Origin of the sequence: Streptomyces sp. PA03-3a (assembly GCF_033792735.1) — a bacterium.
Classification (GTDB): domain Bacteria; phylum Actinomycetota; class Actinomycetes; order Streptomycetales; family Streptomycetaceae; genus Actinacidiphila.
The window spans coordinates 391,668-413,952 of the sequence record NZ_JARAVM010000001.1 but is presented as its reverse complement, the minus strand read 5'-3'; the positions used below and the strand labels follow the sequence as shown (position 1 = coordinate 413,952).

General features: G+C 75.5%; 2 protein-coding genes. Both read right to left on the bottom strand.

What is annotated here, in order from left to right; all coding sequences use genetic code 11:
• Window positions 1-176: 176 nt before the first annotated feature.
• On the bottom strand, window positions 177-383 hold the full coding sequence (locus PV342_RS01745) for an MbtH family protein (protein ID WP_018560086.1): 207 nt from the start codon (window positions 381-383) through the stop codon (window positions 177-179).
• Window positions 380-22,285, bottom strand: a complete 21,906-nt coding sequence (locus PV342_RS01740; RefSeq protein WP_500315683.1) for a non-ribosomal peptide synthase/polyketide synthase — start codon at window positions 22,283-22,285, stop codon at window positions 380-382. The genes PV342_RS01745 and PV342_RS01740 overlap by 4 nt, the downstream gene beginning before the upstream one ends.

The following is a 22,285-nucleotide window of genomic DNA, read 5'->3' as shown; positions in this document are numbered from 1 at the left end:
GCAGATTCCCACCGTACTGCGGTAAATGATCCATTTTTCATGGTTTTGCCGAACTTTGAGCATGTATTCCGTTGGTACTCCTCCCGGCCGGGGGCGGCGTCGCAGAGCGCCCCACGAGGGGCACGAAGGGGCCGCCCCGCGGTGCGCGGGGCGGCCCCTTCGACGTGCGTCGACCGTCAGCGGCCCTCGACGAGGCTCTTCGGGCGCAGGTCCGTCCAGTGGGTCTCCACGTACTCCAGGCACTCCTGGCGGCCGGCCGGGCCGTGGGCGACCGTCCAGCCGGCCGGGACGGCGACGAAGTCCGGCCACAGGCTGTGCTGGCCCTCGGCGTTGACCAGGACGGAGTAGACGCCGTCGGGGTTCTCGAAGGGGTTGCTGCTCATCGGGTGGTTTCCTTCCGTATGACCAGGGCCTCAAGGGCCCGGAACCAGGTCTGCGCCAGATCCCGGACGGCCTCCTCGGTGAGGAGTTCGCCGGCGTAGGCCCAGTGGGCGCTCAGCTCGGGGCCGCCGGGGCGGTCCTCGGTGAGGGCGTTGAGGGTGAGGGCGTGGGACATCGACATCCCGGGGTCGGCGTCGAGGTCGGCGGCGTCGCCCTCCGGCGCGTACGACCAGTCGGCGGCCTCGGGGACGTCGAAGCGGCCCATGTAGTTGAACTCGATCTGCGGTTCGGCGAGCCGGGCCAGTTCGGGCCCGGTGACCGGGTTGAGGTGGCGCAGCAGGCCGTGTCCGACGCCGCCGGTGGGCGCGGCGGTCAGGTGCTCGCGGACGCGGGCGACGGCCTCGTCGGGGTCGAGGCCTGCGGGGCCCGGGTCGAGGCGGACGGGGACGACGCTGGTGAACCAGCCGATGGTGCGCGACAGATCGGCGTTGCCCGCGAGTTCCTCCTCGCGGCCGTGGCCTTCGAGGTCGACGAGGACGGCGCTGCCGGGCTGCGCGCCGAGCACCCTGGTCCGCCAGTCGGCGACGGCCCGCGCGAAGGCGGTCAGCAGCACGTCGTTGACGCTCGCGCGGTACGCGGCGGGCACCCGCCCGAGCAGGGGTCCGGTGATGTCGGCGGGCAGGGTCAGCGTCAGGTAGCGGGTGCTCTCCACGGTGTCGCGTTCCGTGTCCAGCGGGCGGGCCAGCGGCAGGCCCGCCCCGTCGGCGAGGACCGAGGTCCAGCGGGGCAGTTCGTCCTCGCGGGAGGGGTCCTGCGCGCGGGCGGTGAGCAGTTCGGACCAGCGGCGGAAGGAGACGTCCACGGGGGGGAGTTCCGGTGTGCGGCCCGCGGCGACGGCCGCCCAGGCGGTCTCCAGGTCGGGGAGCAGGATGCGCCAGGTCACGCCGTCGACGACGAGGTGGTGCAGGAGCAGCAGCAGCCGTCCCGGGCGCCCGGGTCCGGCGTCGAACCACACCGCGCGCACCATGTCGCCGGTTTCCGGGTCGAGTCCGGCCCGCGCGGTGACCGCGTGGGCGGAGATCGCCTCGCGCAGCCCGGCGTCGTCCGCGCCGGCGACGTCGGCGCGGGCGAGCCAGGACGCCACGTCGACGGTGCCCGGGGCGGGCACGCGCAGCGCCCACCGCTCGCCGCGCTCGCCCTCGGAGCACGGCCGGGTGCGGGTGCGTTCCAGGCGGGCGCGGAGCATGTCGTGCCGGTCGGCGACCGCGCGCAGGACCGCCAGCAGGCCGTCCTCGTCCGTGTCCGCCGGGGTCTGCAGGAGCGCGGCCTGGTGGTATCCCCAGATGGGGCCGCCGCGCTCGCGCAGCGCGTGCATGATCGGGGTGAGCGGGACGAGGCCGGTGCCGTCGTCGTGGGTAAGGACCAGCTCGTCGCCGGAGAGCGGGACGGCGGCCTCGGCGAGCGAGGCGACGTCGCGGTGCTGGAAGACCTGCCGGGGGGTGATCCGCAGTCCCGCCGCACGGGCCCGGCTGACGAACTGCATCGCGACGATGCTGTCGCCGCCGAGGGCGAAGAAGTCGTCGGCGGTGCCGACGGCCTCCGTGGGCAGTCCCAGCACCTCGGCGACGATGCCGCACAGGGTGCGTTCGGTGTCGTTGCCGGGCCTGCGGCCGCCGGTGCCCGCGGTGAAGTCGGGGGCGGGCAGGGCCTTGCGGTCCAGCTTGCCGTTGGACAGCAGCGGCAGCCGCTCCAGGACGACCACGGCGGCCGGGACCATGTACTCCGGCAGGCTCGCCGCCACATGGGCCCGCAGCGCGGCGGGGTCGGGGGCGCGCCCCTCGGCGGGGACGACGTATCCGACGAGCTGACGCACGCGCGGCCGGTCCTCGCGTGCGGCGACCACCACCTGGGCGACGGAGTCGTGCGCGGCGAGGGCGGTCTCGACCTCGGCGAGCTCGACCCGGTAGCCGCGGATCTTGACCTGGTCGTCGGAGCGGCCGGCGTACTCCAGCTGCCCCTCCTCGGTCCACCGGGCGAGGTCGCCGGTGCGGTACATGCGGCTCCCCGGCTCCCCGTACGGGTCGGCGACGAAGCGCTCGGCCGTCAGGTCCGGGCGGCCCAGGTAGCCGCGGGCGAGCCCGTCACCGGACAGGTACAGCTCGCCGGTGACGCCGGGCGGCACCAGGCGCAGCGAGGCGTCGAGGACGTACGCCCGCGTGTTGTGGACCGGGCGGCCGACGACAGGCCGGTCGCTGTCGGCGACCCGTCCGACGAGGGCGTCGACGGTGGCCTCGGTCGGCCCGTACAGGTTGAAGGCCTCGGTGGACTCCAGCGCCGCCAGGCGCGACCACAGCGCGTCGGGTACGGCCTCGCCGCCGACGCCGACCACCGCCATCGGGCAGTGGCCGTCCTGGATCAGGCCGGTGTCGGCCATCTGCGCGAGCAGCGACGGGGTCACCTCGATGAAGTCCAGCCCCTCGGCGCGGATGAGGGCGGCGAGGCGCTCCGCGTCGCGGCGCGTCTCGTCGTCCACGATGTGCAGCGCGTGCCCGTCCAGCAGCCACAGCTGCGGCTGCCAGGAGGCGTCGAAGGAGAACGACCAGGCGTGGCCGACCCGCAGGTGGCGGCGGCCGGTCAGTTCCTTGGCGCGGTCGTGGAGGTCGTGGCGGTGGCTGTGGAAGAGGCTGGCGAGGCTGCGCTGGGTGACGACGACGCCCTTGGGGCGGCCCGTCGAGCCGGAGGTGTAGATGACGTATGCCGGGTGGTCGGGGGCCGGGGCCTGCGGGGCCGCCTCGGGCAGCCCGTCGAGGGCGTCCAGGTGCAGCACCGGGACGTCCGTGCCGGGGAGGGACGCGGCGAGTTCCCGCGTGGTCAGGATCAGCCTCGGCCCGGCGTCGGCGAGCATGTCGAGGACGCGGTCGGCGGGCAGGTCGGGGTCGATGGGCAGGTAGGCGGCGCCCGCCGTCATGACGGCGAGGATCGCCGTGATGTGGTCGGCGGTGCGCGGCAGCGCCAGCGCCACGATCCCCTCGGGGCCCGCGCCCGCGCCGGCCAGCACGCGGGCCAGCCGCCCGGTGCGCGCGGCGAGTTCGGCGAAGGTCCACGTCACGGAGGCGTCGGTGACGGCGACCGCGTCCGGGGACGCCGCCGCCCGCGCGGCGAACAGGTCGGGGACGGTGGCGTCGGTGGCCCGCGGGAGCAGGGCCGTGTCGTTCCAGGTCTCCAACAGCAGACGGCGGTCGGCGTCGGCGAGGATGTCGAGGCGGCCGACGGCGGTGTCCGGGTCGGCGGCCATCGCCGCCAGGACGCGGAGCATGGCCGATGCGATGCGCCGGGCGGCGGCCGCGGTGAACAGGTCGGGGCGGAACTCGGCCGTGAGGCGCAGGCGTTCGTCGGGCTCGACGGCCCAGGCGAACGGGTAGTGCGTGGAGTCCTCGTGCTCGCGCACGGACAGGCGCAGGGCCGCCTCGTCGATGGCGCCGGTGTCCTCCGCGACCGGATAGGACTCGAAGACCACCAGCGTGTCGAAGAGGTCGCCGAGCCCGGCGCCGCGCTGGATGTCGGCCAGGCCCAGGTGCTGGTGCGGAAGCAGGCGTGACTGCTCGTCCTGGAGGCGGTCCAGCAGGGCGCCGACCGGCTCCCGCGGGCGCAGCCGGACGCGGACGGGCACGGTGTTGATGAACAGGCCGATCATGGACTCGACGCCGTCCAGCTCCGGCGGGCGTCCGGCCACGGTGGCCCCGAACACCACGTCGTCGCGGCCGGTCAGCCGGGAGAGCACGACCCCCCAGGCGGCCTGTACGAGCGTGTTGACGGTGAGGCCGCGGCGCCGGGCGAGCGCGCCGAGCGCCCGGGTCAGCTCCTCGTCCGCCTCCACCGTGTGGGTGCGCGGCACGGCCGGCGCCCGGTTGGTGTCGGCGGGCACCAGGTGGGTGGGCTCCTCCAGTCCTTCCAGGGCCGCGGCCCAGGCGGCCGCGGAGGCCGCCGTGTCCTGCCCGGCGAGCCAGCGCAGGTGGTCGCGGTAGGGGGCGGTGGCGGGCGGGGTGGCACCGTCGTGGAGGGCGGTCAGTTCCGCCATCAGGCGGGGCACCGACCAGCCGTCGAGCAGCAGGTGCTGGTGGGAGAGGACGAGGCGGTGCCCGCCGTCGCCGGTCCGCGCCAGCAGCAGCCGCAGCAGCGGCGGTTCCGCGGGGTCGAAGCGGCGGCGCTCCTGCAGGAGGAGGCGTTCCCACTCCGCCTCGGAGTCCGCGACGGCCGTCAGGTCGACGTGGCGCCACGGCAGCGGCACCGAGCGCGGCGCGACGGCCACGGGGCGGCCGGAGGAGAGGTAGCGGAAGCCCGCGCGCAGGCTCTCGTGCCGGTCGAGGAGGGCCTGCCCGGCGGCGCGCAGCCGCTCGGGGTCGAGCGCGCCCTCGATGTCGTACGACACCTGGACGGTGTAGACGTCGGGGCCCTGGTCGCCGGAGTCGAAGGAGGCGTGGAAGAGCAGACCGGCCTGGAGCGGGGAGAGCGGGAGCGGCTCGGCCGTTCCGGCGCCGCGGAGTTCGGCGCGTTCGGCGTCGGTGAGGCCGGGCAGCAGCTCGGTGCCGGCCGCCGTGTCCGGGCGGACGGTGTCGGAGGCGACGGCCGCCAGGCCCGCGGGGGTCTTGTGGCGGAAGACGTCGCGCGGCGTGATCGTCAGCCCGGCGGCGCGGGCCCGGACGACGAGCTGCATGGCGACGATGCTGTCCCCGCCGAGGGTGAAGAAGTCGTCGCCCGCGCCGACGCGTTCGAGGCCGAGGACGGCCGCGACGAGCTCGCACATGCGCTCCTCGAGCGGGGTGCGCGGCGCGGTCGCGGTGACCTGGGCGGCGAAGTCCGGCGCGGGCAGGGCCGCACGGTCGAGCTTGCCGTTCGGCGTCAGCGGGAGGGTGTCCAGGACGACGAAGGCGGCGGGCACCATGTGCTCCGGGAGCGCGGCGGCGGCGTCGGCGCGCAGGGCCGCCGTGTCGGGCTCCTGCCCGGCGGCGGGGACGACGTAGGCGACCAGGCGCTCGTCGCGGAGCAGGACGGTGGCCGAGGCGACCGCGGGGTGCCGGGTCAGTACGGCCTCGATCTCGCCCGGTTCCACGCGGAAGCCGCGCAGCTTGACCTGGTCGTCGGCGCGCCCCAGGTACTCCAGCTCCCCGTCACGGTTCCAGCGGGCGATGTCGCCGGTGCGGTACATGCGGCTTCCGGGCTCCCCGTACGCGTCGGCCACGAAGCGCTCGGCGGTCAGGCCGGACCGGCCGAGGTAGCCGCGCGCCAGCTGGACGCCGGCGAGGTACAGCTCGCCCGGTACGCCGGGCGGAACCGGGCGCAGTGAGGCGTCCAGCACGAGGGCGCGGGTGTTCCACACCGGGCGGCCGATCGGGACGGCGGTCGCACCCGGCACCACCTGGTGGGCGGTGACGTCGACGGACGCCTCCGTGGGGCCGTACAGGTTGTGCAGCGCGGCCGTGCCCATCACCTCGTGGAAGCGGGCGGCGAGCGGGGCGGGCAGCGCCTCGCCGCTGCAGATCACGCGGCGCAGGCCCGTGCAGCCGGCCGCGGCCGGTTCGTCGAGGAAGGCGCGGAGCATCGACGGCACGAAGTGCGCGGTGGTGACGCCGGACCGCTGGATGAGCCGCGCCAGGTACGCGGGGTCCTTGTGGCCCTCGGGTCGCGCCACGACCAGTGCGGCACCGGTGACCAGCGGCCAGAAGAACTCCCAGACCGACACGTCGAAGCCGGCCGGTGTCTTCTGCAGCACGCGGTCCTCGGCGGTCAGGCCGTAGGTGTCCTGCATCCACAGCAGGCGGTTGACGATGCCCTCCTGCGGTACGACGACGCCCTTGGGGCGGCCGGTCGAGCCGGAGGTGTAGATGACGTAGGCGGGCCGGCGCGGGTCGTACGCCCGCGGGAGCGGGGCGGTGGGGGCGTCCGCCGCCGGGGTCCCGTCGGCGTCGACCACCAGGCGCGGCGCGCCGGTGTCCGGCAGGGTCACGCCCTCGGCGGTCACCACGCACGCCGGGCGGGCGTCGGCGAGCATGAACGCCAGCCGCTCCGCGGGGTAGCCGGTGTCCAGGGGCAGGTAGGCGCCGCCCGCGCGGTGGACGGCGAGCACTGTGACGACCAGGGCCGCGGAGCGGGGCAGCGCCACGGCCACCGTGGTCTCCGGGCCGACGCCGGCGCCCGCGAGGACGTGGGCGAGGCGTTCGACGCGGGCGTCCAGCTCCGCGTACCCGACGGCGGCGTCCTCCACCAGCAGCGCGGGCGCGGACGGGGTCGCCGCGGCCTGGGCGCGGAACAGCTCGGGGAGGGTGAGACCGGGCACGGGGTGGCCGGTGGCGTTCCACTCCCCCAGGACGCGGGCGCGTTCGCCGCCGTCCATTACGTCGAGGTGCCCGACCGGCCGCTCGGGTTCGGCGGCGGCCTGCTCCAGCAGGCGTTCCATGCGGCGGGCGAGGAGTTCGGCGGTGGTCCGGTCGAAGAGGTCGGCGCTGTACTCGATCCAGCCCTGGATGCCGTTGCCCTCGCCCCGCTCGACGAAGTCGAAGCTGAGGTCGAACTTGGCGGTGTCCTGGGCGAACGGCTCCGGCCGCGCCGTGAGGCCCGGCAGCACGGGCGCGCCGGCGCGCTCGGCGAGGTGGACGACCATCACCTGGAACAGCGGGTGGCGGGCCAGGGAGCGGCCCGGGTTGAGTGCCTCGACCAGGCGTTGGAAGGGCAGTTCCTGGTGCTCGTACGCGGCCAGGTCGGCGGCGCGGACGCGGCGCAGCACCTCGGCGAAGCCCGGGTCGCCGGACAGGTCGGTGCGCAGCACGAGGGAGTTGACGAAGAAGCCGACCAGGTCCTCCAGGCGCTCGTCGCCGCGTCCGGAGACGGGCGCGCCGAGCGGGATGTCGTCGCCCGCCCCGAGCCGGTGGAGCAGGGCGGCGACGGCGGCCTGGGAGACCATGAACATGCTGGCGCCCTCGCGGCGGGCGAGCGTGCGCAGGGCGCGTTCCAGTTCGGGCCGGATCGTGAAGCCCACGGTGCCGCCGGTGTGCGAGGACTCCTGGGGGCGCGGCCGGTCGGTGGGCAGCGCCAGTTCCTCGGGGAGTCCGCGCAGGGTCTCGGTCCAGTACGCGAGGAGATCGTCGCCGGAGTGCTCCAGCAGCTCGCGCTGCCAGAGGGTGTAGTCGGCGTAACTCACCGGCAGCGGGGCCCAGTCGGGGGCATGCCCGGCGGCGCGCGCGGCGTAGGCGGTGCCGAGGCCGGCGAGCAGCGCCCGGTCCGACCACTCGTCGGTGGCGATGTGGTGCAGCACCAGCAGCAGCACGTGCTCGTCCCGCCCGGTCGCGCACAGCGCGGCGCGCAGCGGGAGTTCGCGCTCCAGGTCGAACGGCCGCGCGGCGATCCCGGGCAGCTCGTCAGGGGACGCGCCGCCGAGGGTCACCCGCGCCTGCTCGGGGGCCAGGACGCGCTGGTGGGGCACGCCGTCCACGGCCGGGAAGACCGTGCGCAGCGTCGTGTGGCGGGCGACGAGGTCGTTCAGCGCCTCCTCCAGGGCGGCGCGGTCGAGAGCGCCGGTGAGGCGCCAGGCGGCCGGGAGGTTGTAGGAGGGGTCGGCGGCGTCGACCTGGTGCAGCAGCCACAGCCGGTGCTGGGCGGAGGAGAGCGGCAGCCGCTCGGGCAGGGCACGGCCGGCGACCAGCGGCGGGCGCTCCACCGCGCTCTCGCCGTCCAGCAGGGCAGCGAGGCCGGCGACGGTGGGCGCGTCGAAGACGGCGCGCAGTGTCACCTCGGCGCCGAGCGCGGTACGGACGCGGCTGATCAGGCGCATCGCGAGCAGCGAGTGGCCGCCGAGCACGAAAAAGTCGTCGTCGATGCCGACGCGTTCCAGGCCCAGCACGGCGGCGAACTGCTCGGCCAGCAGCTCTTCACGCGGGGTGCGGGGCAGGCGGCCGCCGACGGCGGCGGACAGGTCGGGCGCGGGCAGCGCGGCGCGGTCCAGCTTGCCGTTGACGGTACGCGGCAGGGCCCCGAGGGCGACGAACGCGGCGGGCACCATGTGGTCGGGCAGCGCGGCGGCGACGCGGACACGCAGCGCGGCCGGGTCGGGCTCGTGGCCGGGGGCGGGGACGACGTACGCGACCAGGCGCGGCACGCCGGGGGTGTCCTCGCGGACGAGGACGGCGGCCGCCGACACGCCGGGACCCGCGGTCAGGACGGACTCGATCTCGCCGAGCTCGACGCGGAAACCGCGGATCTTGACCTGGTCGTCGGTGCGGCCCAGGTAGTCCAACGAGCCGTCGGCCCTGCGGCGCGCCAGGTCGCCGGTGCGGTACATGCGGTCGCCCGGCTCCCCCGACGGGTCGGCCACGAAGCGCTCGGCTGTCAGTCCGGGGCGGCCGAGGTAGCCGCGGGCCAGGCCCGCACCGGCGAGGTACAGCTCGCCGGGCACGCCGAGCGGTGCGGGGCGCAGCCGCTCGTCGAGGACGTACGCGCGCGTGTTGTCCAGCGGCGCCGCCCACTCCGGGGGCCCGCCGTGCCGGCCGTAGGCGTCGACGGCGCATTCCGTCGGCCCGTACAGGTCGTGGACGACCGTGCCGGGCAGCGCGGTGAGCCGCCGCCACAGCGGGGCCGGGGTGGCCTCGCCGCCGACGGTGAGGACGGCGGGCGCGTAGCCGCCGGGGGCGAGGAAGCCGTGGTGCATCAGCTCGCCCAGGTAGGTCGGGGTGAAGTCGGCGTAGTCCACGCCGTGCTCGGCCAGGTGGGCCGGCAGTCCGGCCGGGTCGAGCATCATCGCCTCGTCCACGACGTGGAGTTCGTGGCCCGCCAGCAGCCACAGCAGCGGGTCCCATGACCCGTCGAAGCTGAACGAGGCGGTGTGCGCGGCCTTCAGCGCCTCGCGGCCGGTGGCGCGGACCGCCGGCTCGATCATGTCGCGCAGGTGCGCGCCGTACAGGTTGGACAGGCCCTGATGGGTGCCGACGACGCCCTTGGGGGTGCCGGTGGAGCCGGAGGTGTAGATCGTGTACGCGGCGCTCAGCGCCGGGTACCCGGCCGGGCGCGCGGACTCGGCCCCGGACGGCGGGCCGTCGGGCAGCGGGCCGTCGAGCAGCAACCGTGTGACGCCCCCTACGGCCGGGAGGTGTTCGGCGAGTTCGGCGGTGGTCAGCAGGCAGACCGGTGCCGTGTCGCGGAGCATGAACTCCAGCCGGTCGGCGGGCAGCGCGGGGTCGAGCGGCAGGTAGCCGGCGCCGGAGGCGAGCACGCCGAGGATCGCGGGGACCATGGCGTGCCGCGGCAGCGCGAGGCCGACGACGGCGCCCTCGGCGGCGCCGTGACCGCGCAGCAGCCCGGCGATGGCGTCGACCCGCTCGCCCAGTGCGGCGAAGGTCAGCGCGCCCTCGGCGGTGACCAGCGCCGTCCGCTGCGGGTGGGCGCGGACGGTGTCGGCGAGGATCTCCGGCACCGCGCGGGTCTCGGCGGGGTGCCGCGCGGTGTCGTTCCAGGCGACGGCCGCGGCCTCGTGCTCGGCCGGCGTGAGCAGGTCGAACTCCGCGAGTGGGAGGTCGGGTTGGGCCGCGGCCTGCCGCAGCAGCAGGACCAGCCGGGCGACGAGCAGCGCGGCGGTGGCCTCGTCGGCCAGGTCGGTGGCGTACTCCAGCAGCAGCGCCAGCGGGTGCGCCTCGCCGTGGTCGACGAAGGTGAAGTCGAGGTCGAACTTGGCCGTGCCGGTGTCCATGTCGAACCACTCGGTGGGCAGCCCGAAGACGTCGGGGTCGCCGTCCGGGCGGTGGTGGTATCCCAGCATGACCTGGAACAGCGGGTTGCGGCCCGCCGCGCGCGGCGGGTTCACTGCTTCCACGACCCGGTCGAAGGGCATGTCCTGGTGCTCGAACGCCGCCAGCGCGGACTCACGCACCCGCCCCAGCAGCTGACGGAACGTCAGCGCGTCGCCGGACAGGTCGGTGCGCAGCACCAGGGTGTTGACGAAGAAGCCGACCAGGTCGTCGAGGCCGCTGTCGGTGCGGCCCGCGATGGGCGCGCCAAGCGGCACGTCCTCGCCCGCGCCGAGGCGGTGCAGCAGAGCGGCGGTGGCGGCCTGGAACAGCATGAACATGCTGGTACCGGTGGCGGTGGACAGCTCCCGCAGCTCCCGGCCGAGGCCGACCGGGACCTCGCCGCGCACGATCGCCCCGGCGCCGGTGGGCGCGACGGGACGCGGCCGGTCGAGCGGCAGCCTCAGCTCCTCGGGCAGGTCGCGCAGCCGCTCGGTCCAGTAGTCGAGTTGCGTGCCGCCGACCGTGCCGAGGAGGCGCTCCTGCCAGAGGGTGTAGTCCGCGTACTGGACGGGCAGCGGCCGCCAGGCCGGGACGGAGCCCGCGACGCGGGCGGCGTAGGCGGACGTCAGGTCCGCCATGAAGGGCCGGTCGGACCACTCGTCGGTGGTGATGTGGTGCAGCACGACGGCCACCACGTGGTCGTCCGCACCGACCCGGAACACCTCGCAGCGCAGCGGCAGTTGCGTCGCAAGATCGAAGGGACGGCGCTGCGCGGACCCGATCAGCCCCGGGAGGTCGGACCCGGCGCACTCGGCGACGGTGAACTCCGGCAGCGCCTCGCCGGCGGGGACGATCCGCTGGTACGGCTCGCCGTCCTGTTCCCCGACGAGGGTGCGCAGCGCCTCGTGGCGGCCCGCGACGTCGCCCAGTGCCCGGCGCAGCGCGTCGGTGTCGAGAGCGCCCCGCAGCCGGAAGACGAGGGGGAAGTTGTACGCCGCGCCGCCGCCGGTGAGGCGCTCCACCAGCCACAGACGGCGCTGCGCGGCGGAGAGCGGCACGAGGCCGGGCCTTTCGGCTGCCGCCGTGAGCGCGGGCCGCGCGGGCCGTCCGGCGTCCGCGCGGACCGCGAGCAGGGCGGGCGTCGGGGCCTCGAAGAGGTCGCGGATGGCGAGCTCGGCCCCGAGTTCGGTGCGGGCCCGGCTGACCAGGCGGGTGGCGAGCAGCGAGTGGCCGCCCAGGTCGAAGAAGCCGTCCTCGGCGCCCACCGCCGGCAGGCCCAGCACCTCGGCGAACAGGCGGCACAGCACCTCTTCCTGCGGGGTGCGCGGTCCTCGTCCGCCGCCGAGGGCCACGGCCGGCTCCGCGTCGGGCAGCGCCCGGACGTCGAGCTTGCCGTTGGCGTTCATCGGGAGCCGGTCGAGGGTGACGAAGGCCGCGGGGACCATGTACTCGGGCAGTTCGCGCTTCAGGTCCTCGCGCAGCACGCGCGCGAGGGCGCTCGCGTCGCGGGCCGCCGCCGGTTCGTTGGTGTACGGTGCGCTGCCGCCGCCCGCCCGGTACAGCCCGGCGGTCGTGCCGGTGGCGCCGGCGGGGACGAACACGGCCTCGTAGCTGCCCGTCTCGGCACCCCACGTGGTGAGCACGCGGTAGCCGAGACCGGCGCCCAGGTCGTGCAGGGCCTCCGGGTCGACGCCGTCCGGCCGGACGCGGCCGTCCGGCACGCCGGTGACGCGCAGCCGCTCGGGGCGCTCCTCGCGCAACCGCTCGGGAAGCCCGGTCGACCAGGCCGCCTCCGGCTCGTCGCCGAGCCGGAGGGAGGGCTCCGCCCGGTAGAGCACGGCGTCGTAGCGGTGGCGGGTCAGCTCGTTGTGGTGGTGTCCGCGCTTGGTGCGCAGGTCGAGTCCGTACCCGAGGTCCGCGAAGAAGTCCGGGTCGACCAGGAGTTCCTTCTCCAGGCGCAGTCCGCGTTCCACGGCCCGCTCGAAGTCCGCTCGGCCGGTGCCCCGGGCGCGCTGGATCTCGGTGTGGAAGGTGCGGGCGAGCCGCAGGTTGCGGACGTCGCCGACGAAGAGCGCGCCGCCGGGGGCGAGCAGCTCCATGGCGCCGCGCACGACCGACTCCAGGTAGGCCGCGCTCGGGAAGTACTGGATGACGGAGTTGACGACGATCGTGTCGAAGTACCCGGTGGGCAGCCCCTCCAGGTCGTCGGCGGGCCGGCAGCGCAGCTCGACCTTCGCCGCCAGCTCCGGGTCGCGCCGCAGCTCCTCGCCGATCTTGCGGATGACGGGGGCGGCGAAGTCGGTGGCCCAGTAAGCCTCGGCGTCCGGGGCCAGCCGGGACAGCAGCAGGCCGGATCCGACGCCGATCTCCAGGACGCGGCGCGGGCGCAGTTCGCGGATGCGGGCGACGGTGGCCTCGCGCCACTCGTGCATGTCGTCGAAGGGGATGGGCTGCCCGTCGTAGGAGCTGTCCCAGCCCGCGTACTCCTCGGTGAAGACGGCGGTGGAGATCTCCTCGTACTCGTCGGAGTAGATCTCCTGCCACTCGCCGACCTGGGCGCGCTCGGTGGACTCGCGCTCGGCGGCGTCGGCGGGGGCCGGGACGACGTAGCCCACCAGCCGGTCGTCGCGGACGACGACGGCGGCCTGCGACACGCGCGGGTGGCGGCTGAGGGCGCTCTCGATCTCGCCGGGCTCGACGCGGTAGCCGCGGATCTTGACCTGGTCGTCGGTGCGGCCGAGGAAGTCGAGGTTCCCTCCCCCAGCCTCCGGCCGGGGGGACCCCCAGGCCCGGCGCACGAGGTCGCCGGTGCGGTACATCCGCTCGCCGGGTTCGCCGAAGGGGTCGGCGACGAACCGCTCGGCGGTCAGCCCCGGCCGGTCCAGGTAACCGCGGGCCAGGCCGATGCCCGCGATGTACAGCTCGCCGGGCACGCCGTCCGGCACCGGGCGCAGCCAGGCGTCGAGGACGTGGGCGCGGGTGCCGCGGATCGGGCGGCCGACGGTCGGGGTGGCGCTGTCGTGGGTGCCGCCGCCGAGGGTGTTGATGGTGTACTCGGTCGGGCCGTACAGGTTGTAGCCGTAGGTGCCTTCTGTGTCGCGCAGCCGGGTCCAGACCGTCTCGGGGACGGCCTCGCCGCCGAGCAGCACCAGCGGCGGGACGTGCCCTTCGAGCAGCCCCTCCTCGATGAGCAGCCGGGCGTAGGTCGGGGTGACGTTGACGACGTCGATGCGGTGCCGCTCGCAGTACGCGGTCAGGGCGTGGGCGTCACGGCGCAGCTCCTCGTCGCAGACGTGCACTTCGTGGCCCTCGACCAGCCACAGCAGTTCCTCCCATGACATGTCGAAGGCGAAGGAGACGGTGTGCGCGACGCGCAGCCGCCGCCCGCCGGCCGACGCGATCGCCGGTTCGAAGATCTCCTTCTGGTGGTTGAGCTGCATGTTCGTCAGGCCCCGGTAGGGGGTGACGACGCCCTTGGGGCGGCCGGTGGAGCCCGAGGTGTAGATGACGTACGCGGGGTGCTCCAGGCTGAAGCGCACCTCGACGGGGGTGCCGGACAGCTCCGCCAGCTCGGTGGCGACGGCCGGGTCGTCGAGGAGGACGCGCGGGGTGCCGGCGTCCAGGGTGGCGGAGACGGCCGCGTTCGTCAGGAGCAGCAGCGGGCGGGCGTCCTCCAGCATCAGGGAGAGCCGGTCGGCGGGGTGGTCCAGTTCCAGCGGCAGGTATGCGGCGCCGGTGCGCAGCACCGCGAAAAGGGCCACGACCATGTCCAGGGAGCGCGGCAGGCCCAGCGCGACGACCTTCTCCGGTCCCGCGCCGCGGGCGAGCAGCAGCCGGGCCGTGCGGTTCACGGCCGCGTCCAGCTCGGCGTAGGTCAGGGTGCGCTCGCCGAAGACGAGCGCGGTGGCGTCCGGGGTCCGGGCTGCCTGCGCGGTGAGGAGGTCGGCGACGGTCTCGGCGGGCTCGGGAACCCGGCTGCCGGCCCACTCCCGCTCCAGGGCGGCGTGTTCGGCGGGCAGCAGCGGGTCGAGACGCCCGACGGGGGCCGCCAGGTCCTCCGCCATGCGCCCCAGCAGCAGCGTGAAGCGGTCCAGCAGCGCGCGGGCGGACTCGTGCGGGACGACGTCGGGCCGGTGCGCGAGGGTGACGAGGACCCGCTGTCCCGGCGTCACGATCAGGTTGACCGGGTAGTGCGTGGCGTCGACGTTGGCGACGGCGGTGGCGCCGTACTCGGTGCGCAGCCGCTCCAGCCGGTCCTCGGTGTCGTTGTTGCGCAGCACGAAGAGGGTGTCGAACAGCCGCCGGTGGCCGGTCTCGGCCTGCAGCACTCCGAGGCCCAGGTACTCGTACGGCATCAGTTCCAGCCGTTCGCCCTGGATGCGCCGCAGCAGGTCGAGGACGGTCTCCTCCGGGTCGAGGGCGACGCGGGCGGGAACGGTGTTGAGGAACATGCCGATGACGTTCTCGACGTCCGGCACCTCGGTGGGCCGGCCCGCGACGGTGGTGCCGAAGACGACGTCGGTGCGGCCGGTCGCGGAGGCCAGGGCCAGGCCCCAGGCGGCGTTGAGCACCGTGTTGAGGGTGAGGCCGTGGGCGCGGGCCCGCTCGCGGAGCCGGTCGCCCAGCTCCGCGGGCAGCAGGGCGTCCAGCTGCTCGGGGATGACGGGTTGCAGGCCGGCGTCGGCGACGGCCGGCACGAGGAGGGTGGGCTCCTCCAGGCCGGCCAGGGCGGCGCGCCAGGCGGCGGTCGCGGCGGCGTCGTCCTGGGTGCCCAGCCAGGCCAGGTAGTCGCCGTAGGAGCCGGGGCGCGGCAGGCCCGTGTCGTCCCCGCCCGTCGCGTAGAGGGCGAAGAGCTGGTCGAGCAAGAGCCAGGCGGACCAGCCGTCCCACAGGATCAGGTGGCGGCCGATGACGAGGCGGTCGCCGAGTTCCGCGCCGCGGCGTACGAGCAGCATGCGGAAGAGGGGCGGCGCGGACAGGTCGAAGCGGCGGGTGCGCTCCTCGTCCATCAGGGCGCGCAGCCGCGCCTCCTGCTCGGCGGCGGGCAGGGCGGACAGGTCGACGGTCTCCAGCGGCACCTCGGGCTCGGCGACGATGAACTGCACGGGCCGGCGCAGTCCGTCGCTGGTGAATCCGGCGCGCAGCCCGGGGTTGCGGGCGAGCAGGGTGCGTGCGGCGGCGCGCAGCCGGCCCTCGTCCAGGCGCTCGGCGAAGTCGAAGGTCTCGTGGACGGTGTAGACGTCCAGGGCGGCGTCGTCGTAGGCGGAGTGGAAGAACAGGCCTTCCTGGAGCGGGGCGAGCGGCCAGATCCCGGCGACCGCTCCCCCGGCGGTGCGCTGGACGCGCTCGGTCTCCTCGGGCGTCAGCTCCGGGCTGACGGGCCCGGGGCGGTCCACGGACGCCGCGCCGGTGCGGGCGGCCAGGGCGAGGGCGGCGGGGGTGCGGTGCTCGAAGACGTCGCGCGGGGTCAGTTCGAGACCGGCGGCGCGGGCGCGGCCGGCCACGCCGATGGAGCTGATGCTGTCGCCGCCGAGGAGGAAGAAGTCGTCGTCGGGGCCCGCGTCCGGCAGGCCGAGGACGGCCGCGAAGACCTCGGTCAGCGTCCGCTCGCGGTCGGTGCGCGGGGCGCGGGCGGGGGCCCGCTCGGCCTCGGGCGCGGGCAGCGCGGAGCGGTCGAGCTTGCCGCTGGGGGTGAGCGGCAGCGCGTCCAGCACGACGAAGGCGTCCGGGACGAGCGGCGCGGGCAGCACGTCGGCCACGGCGGCGCGCAGCGCGGCGGTGTCCGGTCGGGCGCCGTGGGACGGCACGACGTACGCGACGAGGCGCTGCTCGCGCACCGTCACCGCGGCCTGGGCAACCTCCGGGAGCCGTACCAGGGCGGCCTCGGTCTCGCCGGGCTCGATGCGGTTGCCGCGCAGCTTGACCTGGCGGTCGGTGCGGCCCAGGTACTCCACGACTCCCCCAGCCTCCGGCCGGGGGGACCCCCAGGCACGGCGGCGCACGAGGTCGCCGGTGCGGTACATGCGGGTGCCCGGCGCGCCGTACGGGTCGGCGACGAAACGCTCGGCGGTGAGCGCGGAGCGGCCGTGGTAGCCGCGGGCGAGCTGCTCGCCCGTCAGGTAGAGCTCGCCGGGCACGCCCTCCGGTACCGGGTGCAGGCAGGCGTCCAGCACCCGCAGTCCGGTGTTCCACACGGGGCGCCCGATGGGCACGGTGGTGTCCGGAGCGCCGTCGAAGGGGTGGTGGGTGACGTCGACGGCGGCCTCGGTGGGCCCGTAGAGGTTGTGCAGCGGCACTGCGGTGAGCGCCGTCCAGCGCGCGGCGGCTCCGCCGGGCAGGGCCTCGCCGCTGCTGAGCACGCGGCGCAGGCCCGCCGCCCACGACGCGTCGGCGGTCACCTCCGGGGTGCTCAGGAACGCCTCCAGCATGGAGGGCACGAAGTGCATGGTGGTGACGCCCTGTTCGCGGACGAGTCCGGCGAGGTAGGCCGGGTCGCGGTGCCCGTCCGGCCGGGCGAGGACGACGGCGGCGCCCTCGCACAGCGGCCAGAAGAACTCCCACACACTGACGTCGAAGCTGGACGGGGTCTTCTGCAGCACGCGGTCGTCGGCCGTCAGGCCGTACTCGCCCTGCGTCCACGCGAGGCGGTTGACAATGGCCCGGTGGGTGACGACGACGCCCTTAGGGCGCCCGGTGGAGCCGGAGGTGTAGATGAGGTACGCCGGGTCATCGGGCCCCGCCGCGTCGCCCGCACCGGTGCCCCGGACGTCTTCGGCGGGGGCGTCCACCAGCAGCGGCGTCAGGCCCTCCGCGGAGGGCAGCCGCGGGGCGTCGGCCGCCGTCGTGACGACGGTGGCCGCACCGGAGTCGGCGAGCATGTAGGCGACGCGCTCCGCCGGGTAGTCCAGGTCGACGGGCAGGTAGGCCGCGCCGGACTTGAGGACGCCGAGCAGCGCCACCATCAGCTCCGCCGAGCGCGGGACGGCGACGGCCACGAAGCGCCCGGGGCCCGCGCCGCCGGCGCGCAGCCGCTCCGCCAGCGCCTCGGCGCGCGCGTCGAGTTCGGCGTACGTGAGGGTGGTGTCGCCGTACACCACGGCGGTCGCGTCGGGCGTCCGGGCGGTCTGCCCGGCGATGGCGGCGGGCAGCGTGGTGACGGGGACGGCGCGGACGGCGCCTTCGAGGTGGGCGGTGTCGTGCTCGCGCGGGGTGAGCAGGTCGACGGAGGCCACCGGACGGCCGGGGTCGTCGGCGATCGCCTCCAGCAGCAGCGTGAGCCGGGCGCCGAGGGCGCGGACGGCGTCGGCGTCGATCCTGCGCGCGTGGTGCTTGAGCCCCAGCTCCATGCGGCGGCCCGGCTTCACGATGAGCGCGAGGGGATAGTGCACGGTGTCGTGGAAGGCGTGGCCGGTGACGCGCACGGTGCCCGAGGGGTCGGCGAGTCCGGTCTCGGCGGGGTAGTTCTCGAACACGACGAGGGTGTCGAAGAGTTCGCCGCCGCCCGCGTGCCCGGCGGCACGCTGGATCTCGGCGAGGCCGAGGTGCTGGTGGTCCAGCAGGGCGCTCTGCTCGTCCTGGAGGCGGCGCAGCAGGGCGCCGAGGCCGGTGGCCGGTTCCCAGACGAAGCGGGTCGGCAGGGTGTTGATGAAGAGGCCGACCATGGAGTCGATGCCGTCGACGGCGACGTCGCGGCCGGAAACGGTGGTGCCGAAGACGACGTCCTGCTGTCCGGTCAGCCGGCCCAGCAGCAGGCCCCAGGCGCCCTGCACGACGGTGCCGAGAGTGACGCCGAGTTCCCGGGCACGGGCCGCGAGGCGGGCCGTGACGCGCTCGGAGAGCTCCACGCGGATCTGCGCGGGCTCCACCGGGCCGCCGTCGGCGGGCGCGTCCACCAGGCGCGTCGGGCCCTCCAGCCCGGCGAGCGCGGTACGCCACGCGGCGCGGGCGCCCACCCGGTCGGCGGCGGCGACACGGCGCAGGTAGCCGGCGTAGGCGGGCACCTCGGGCAGGGGCGCCGGGGCGTCCGCGTACAGGGCCATCAGCTCACGGTGCAGGACGGGCAGCGACCAGCCGTCCGCGACGATGTGATGGAACGTCAGCAGCAGGCGGCTGCGGTCCGCGCCGAGGCGGACGAGCGCGCAGCGCAGCAGGGGCGGCCGGGCGAGGTCGAAGGGCCGGGACCGCTCGTCCGCGGCGACTGCGTCCGCGAGGCTGCGGCGCACGCCGTCTCCCTGGGCGGACAGGTCGACCTCGCGCCAGGGCAGCGCGGCGCCGCCGGTGACGACCTGGACGGGCCGGCCGTCGGGGAGCTGGCGGAAGCAGGCGCGCAGCGGCGCGTGCCGCTCCAGGAGGCGCTCCATGGCGCGGCGCAGCGCGGCGCCGTCGACGGGGCCGGACAGCTCGACGGCCTGCTGGACGACGTAGGTGTCGTGGTCGGCGCCGTCGACGAGGGCGTGGAAGAAGAAGCCCTCCTGCAGCGGGCCGAGCGGCAGCACCTCGTCGACGGTGGCCGTCAGGTCGTCGCGTACGGCGGCCAGTTCCGCGTCCGTCAGCGACACCAGGGGCGCGTCCACGTCCGTGGCGGTGGCGTCGTCCGGGCCGCCCTCCTGGGCGACCTCGGCCAGCGCGGCGACGGTGCGGTGCCGGAACACGTCACGCGGGGTGAGCCGCAGCCCCGCGCGGCGGGCGAGCACGAGCAGCTGGATCGCGACGATGCTGTCGCCGCCGAGGGCGAAGAAGTCGTCGTCGATGGTGACGGTCCGCACGCCGAGGGCCCGTGCGTACAGGGCGCACAGCAGTTCCTCGCGGGCGTCGCGCGGGGCGCGGCCCGAGCTGAGGGCGGCGTAGTCGGGGATGGGCAGGGCGGCGCCGTCGAGCTTGCCGCTGGGCGTCACCGGCAGGCGGTCCAGGGGGACGAGGGCCGCGGGGACCATGTACTCCGGCAGGAATTCGGCGGCGTGCGCGCGCAGCGTCCGCATCAGCGCGGTGACGTCCCGGAAGGGGGCGGGCCGGTTCGCGGGCGGGCGGCCGCCGCCCGGCCGGTACAGCTCGCCGGGGTCGGCGCCCTCGGGGACGAAGACCGCGTCGACGCTGCCGTCGTCGGCGTCGCCGGTCCAGGTGACGGCGGCCGACAGGCCGTGCCGCGCGGCGAGTTCGTGCAGCGACTCGGGATCGACGCTGCCGGCGCCGTCGGCGCGGCTGCTGTCGTCGAGGACGGCGAGGGCGTCGAGGTCCTCGGTGAGGCGGGCGTTGGGCACGGCGGTGACGCGCAGCCGCTCCGGGCGCGCGGCGAGCCGGGCGTCGAGGGCGTCCAGGCCGCCGAGGGCGGCCCATGCGATCTCCTCGCCCCCGTCGGGGGCGGCGTCCGCCGCCGGGCGCAGCACGACGTCGTAGCGGTAGCGGGTCAGCTCGTTGTGGTGGGTGCCGCGCTTGACGCGCACCTGCGCGGCGAAGCCGTCGAGGCCCGCGAACCAGTCGGGGTCGACGAGGAGTTCGCCCTCCCAGGCCACCGACCGGTCGACGGCGGCGCGCAGCGCCTCCTTGTCGTCGGGGCCATCGGCGTTCCCGGCACCGCGCCGGCTCTCCACGGCGGCGCGCAGGGTGCGCAGCAGACGCAGGTTGCGGACGTCGCCGACGAAGAGGGCTCCGCCGGGCGCGAGCAGAGCGGCGGCCTTGCGCAGCACGTCCTCGAGGTAGTCCGCGCCGGGGAAGTACTGGGCGACGGAGTTGATGACGACGACGTCGAAGTGCCCCTCGGGCAGTCCCGTGGTGTCGTGTGCGGGGCGGGCCGACAGTTCGACGCGCCCGGCGAGTTCCGGCACGTCGCGGATCTGGGCGCGCAACGCGGCGACGGCCTCCTCGGAGACGTCGGTGCCCCAGTACGCCTCGCAGCCGGGGGCGAGGCGGGACAGCAGCAGGCCACTGCCGACGCCGATCTCCAGGACGCGGCGCGGCTCGAGCGCGGCGATGCGCTCGACGGTGGCCGTCCGCCACTCGCGCATGTCGGCGAGCGGGATGGGAAGCCCGTCATACATGCTGTTCCAGCCGGCGAAGTTCTCCTGGAATCCCTCGGAGCCCGCCGCGGAGTAGAGGAGTTCGTGCAGGTCCTTCCACTCGGCGACCTCGGCCTCGCCGTCGAGCGACGGCACGACGAACGCGGCCAGCCTCCGGTCGCCGGGCCGGTCCTCGCGGACGACGACGGCGGCCTGGGCGACGGCGGGGTGGGCGCGCAGCACGGACTCGATCTCGCCGGGCTCGATGCGGAAGCCGCGGATCTTGACCTGGCTGTCGACGCGGCCGAGGAACTCCAGCCGCCCGTCGGCCTTCCAGCGCACAAGGTCGCCGGTGCGGTACAGCCGCTCCCCCGGCTCGCCGAAGGGGTCGGCGACGAAGCGCTCGGCCGTCAGGTCGGGGCGCCCGAGGTAGCCGCGGGCCAGCCCGGCGCCGCCGAGGTAGAGCTCTCCCGCGACTCCCGCCGGGACCGGACGCAGCCGGGCGTCGAGCACATAGGCGCGGGTGCCGGGGTCGGGCACGCCGATGGGGACGATGGTGCCGGCCGGGGTGTCGGGGTCGCACAGGCCGAGGGTGGAGTTGGTGGTCGCCTCGGTCGGGCCGTAGGCGTTGAACATCATGCGGCCGCGCGCGTAGCGGCCGACGAGTTCGGGCGAGACCCGCTCGGTTCCGGCGAGCAGCGTCGCCTCCGCGGGCAGGTGCACGTCGTCGGGCATGGCGGCGAGCAGCGCGGGCGGCAGGATCATGAAGGTGATGCCGTTGGCGTTCGCGTAGTCGGCGAGCGCCGGCCCCGGAACGCGGCGCTCCGAGGGCACGACGACGAGCCGTCCGCCGGAGAGCAGACCGAGGCACAGGTCCCAGAAGGCGACGTCGAAGCTCGGGGAGGCGAACTGCAGCACCCGGCTGTGCGGGCCGATGCCGAAGCGCTCGCTCTGGGTGGCGACGAGCTTGGCGACACCCGCGTGGGAGAGGACGACGCCCTTGGGACGGCCGGTGGAGCCCGAGGTATAGATGACGTAGGCGGCGTTGGCGACGGTCAGCCGGCCGCCGAGGTCGGGGGCGTGGGTTGGCAGCCCGGCGAGTTCGGCGACGGTGTCCGGGGCGTCGACGATCAGCGTGGGCACCTCGCCGGGCAGCTCCGCGGCGACCTCGGCGGTGGTGAGGAGGCAGACGGGGGCGGCGTCGGTGAGCATGTAGGCGACGCGGTCGGCGGGGTAGTCGGTGTCGACCGGCAGGTAGGCGGCGCCGGACTTGAGCACCGCGACCTCGGCGACGATGAGCTCCGCCGAGCGCGGCACGGCCAGCGCCACCACCGTCTCGGGGCCGGCGCCCCGGGCGGTCAGGGCGTGGGCCAGCCGGTTGGCGCGGGCGTCGAGTTCGGCGTACGTGAGGCGGACATCCTCGAAGACCAGGGCGGTCTCGTCAGGCCGGGTGCGGACCTGCTCGGCGAACATGGCGGGCCAGGTGGCGAGCGGGACGTCGTGCCCGGTGTCGTTCCACTCGTGCAGGACGCGGTGCCGCTCCGGCCCGTCCAGCAGCACGAGGTCCCCGACGGCGCGGCCGGGGTCCGCGGTGGCGTCGGCGAGCAGGGTGGCGTAGTGACCGAGGATCCGGTCGACGGTCGGCGCCTCGAAGAGGCCGGGCCGGTACGAGGCGTGGACCTCGCCGGGGGTCACCCGCAGTTCGAGGTCGAGAGGGCCGCCAGCCCAGTCGCCCGCGGCGAAGCCGGTGTTGCAGAGGAGACCGCCGCCGCGGGTCGCCGCGGCGCCCAGTTCGGCGGCGAGGGCGTCGGCGGGGACGCGGTGGGCGCGGGCCCGCTCCGCGGCCTCGGAGACCCGCGCGGTGAGCCCGGCGAAGGTGGTGTCCGCCGTGAGGGCGACGCGCAGCGGCAGCCCGTCGTGGGCGAGGACGAGATCGGTGGCGCCGCCGCCGCCGTAGTGGTGGAGCAGGGCGACGTACGCCGCCAGGTGCCGTTCCTCCGCCGCGGCCGTGCCGGGCAGCGCGCGGGAGCGGACGGCGGTGGGTCCCGCGGGGTCTTGCGTAAACGGGAGGTCGAGGGGGAGGACGGTCTCCTGTGCGAGCGGAATCAGCGTCTCGCGCCAGAAGTCCTTTGCCGTCAT